The sequence below is a fragment of the Henriciella aquimarina genome (genome assembly GCF_002088975.1).
In the GTDB taxonomy this organism is placed as follows: Bacteria; Pseudomonadota; Alphaproteobacteria; order Caulobacterales; family Hyphomonadaceae; genus Henriciella; species Henriciella aquimarina.
The window spans coordinates 1-2,032 of sequence record NZ_NCST01000051.1 but is presented as its reverse complement, the minus strand read 5'-3'; the positions used below and the strand labels follow the sequence as shown (position 1 = coordinate 2,032).

Below are 2,032 nucleotides of genomic sequence, written 5' to 3'. Positions count from 1 at the left end.
TTGTCGGAGACGATCATCTTCGGAGCACCCCGCCGGGTGATGAGCCTGGACAGTTCCCTGGCGACCCGCACGCCGGACAGGGAGACATCGACGACCACGGCCAGGGCTTCCCGGGTGAAGTCGTCGACCACGCAGAGCGTGCGGAACCGGCGGCCATCGCTGAGAGCGTCCGATACGAAGTCCAGGCTCCATCGCTCATTCGCCTGTTCCGGCAGGAGCATGGGTGAACGTGTGCCTGTCGCCCGCTTTCGCCCACGTCGTCGTTTCACGGCCAGTCCCTCCTCGGCATAGATCCGGTAGATCTTCTTGTGATTGGCGCTGAGGCCCTCGCGGTCCAGCAGGATGCCGAGCCTGCGATAGCCGAACCGGCGGCGTTCACCGGCCAGCTCCCGTAGCCTCTGGCGCAACTTCTCGTCACCGCCATCGCGTTTTTCATACTGGAAGGTGGACCGATCGAGATCGGCCAGCCGGCAGGCCCGACGCTCCGACAGGCCATGCACTTCCATCACGTGGTGCACGGCCTTCCGTTTGGCGTCGGGCGTCAGAAGTTTTTTGTCGCCAGGTCCTTCAGGGCGGCATTGTCCAGCATTGCATCGGCCAGGAGGCGCTTCAGCTTCGAGTTCTCCTCCTCCAGCGTCTTCAGCCGCCGGGCGTCCGACACCGTCATGCCGCCGAACTTCGCCTTGTACTTGTAGAAGGTCGCATCCGAGATGCCGTACTTGCGGCAGATATCGGCTGTCTTCACGCCAGCCTCGTGCTCCCGGATCATCCCAATGATCTGTTCTTCGGAAAATCGTGATTTGCGCATTTGTCATCCTCTTCGTGTCGAGGACTCTGCAAATTCATGGCCGGAATTTACGGGGCTGGGTCATTGGCAACGTGGGCGTCGTTAAACAGAAATGAATAAAGTGGAGTATGAACACCATAATCTTCGCTTTTTTGTCGGGGCGGCATGCGCTGCATTTGGTCTGCGTAAAAGGCACTGTCTTTCTCAGACATAAGCGCGTCGAAGAACTTCTCCGTATATTCTTCGGACTTCCAAATCTGGGCTGTCATCAGCTTGAGCCCCAAAGAAAGTCTCGCAAGTGCAGCATACTCAATGAATTCGTTAGATGCCGTAACTTGATGGTATAAACTCAGCGCAGCCTCTCGTTGCTTTTCAATGCCAGGCAACAAATGCTGGAGTGGCGACAATATTCTGTCCCATTGTGTTCGTACTTTCTGACCTTCTTCGTGCTGCAAAAAAGCCAGCACAGCCAGCGTATCAGGACGACGCGTTTCAAAATACCGTCTCAACCGCTGCACACGGGTTTTGTTGGAAATTACATCGATAATGAGTTCCAGATTGGGCTCAATAAGATCTGCAGCCTGCGAGAATTGTTTGTCAGACAGCAAGCGACCCACAAGCTTTTCCAGCTTGGGCAGCCCCTTGATTGATATCCTTCGTCTAGCAGAAAGTCCTAGAGCAAGAACTAGCCAAGCGATCACAATAAAAAACGACAATTCTTGAGCAGTTACTGTGTGCTGGTCGAGTGTGAGAACTTCACATCCCTGGCCCATAAAATCTGGGCATTGCACTCCGAAACGGTCGAAAAGCTGCAAGTATATGACGAGCAGGAATGCCAAGATTCCCGACAGAGCAGGTAGTCCCCACAACAAGCTCATGCGCATTCTTGTGCCAGAGGATGCAAGTGCAGCTGCCGCTATCAAAAGAGACAAGAAGGTTAGAAATCCGTCGACTGTCATTTATCAGCTTCTCAAGTCTTCTCTGACCTTCTCGGACACTTGGATAAACATTTCCATCCCCCCCTGAACCGGCCCCTATCTTCTCCGTTATGCTCCGTTGGCGGACGATAGGGAGCTGTCTGATGCCGGTGCCACATTGGCAGGCGCTATTCATGACCTGCAACCCCGCCCGCAGCCTTGGGAAGCTGCGGCAAAATCCTCTCATTTTCAGACACGTCTCAGCCCGAGTCATACCAGTCCTTCAGCGCTTTGGTGATCAGCATGGGCAGGGCTTCGGCGGTCAGGG

At 55.0% G+C, this 2,032-nt stretch carries 1 protein-coding gene and 1 pseudogene; both read right to left on the bottom strand.

Annotation, left to right across the window (positions count from 1 at the left end):
- Positions 1–808 (bottom strand): annotated as a pseudogene (locus B8784_RS21895) (IS3 family transposase); the annotation flags it as partial.
- Between the two features lie 47 nt (positions 809–855).
- Positions 856–1,746: a hypothetical protein gene (locus B8784_RS07855; protein WP_143435361.1), complete on the bottom strand. Its 891-nt coding sequence runs from the start codon at positions 1,744–1,746 to the stop codon at positions 856–858.
- Between the last annotated feature and the right edge of the window lie 286 nt (positions 1,747–2,032).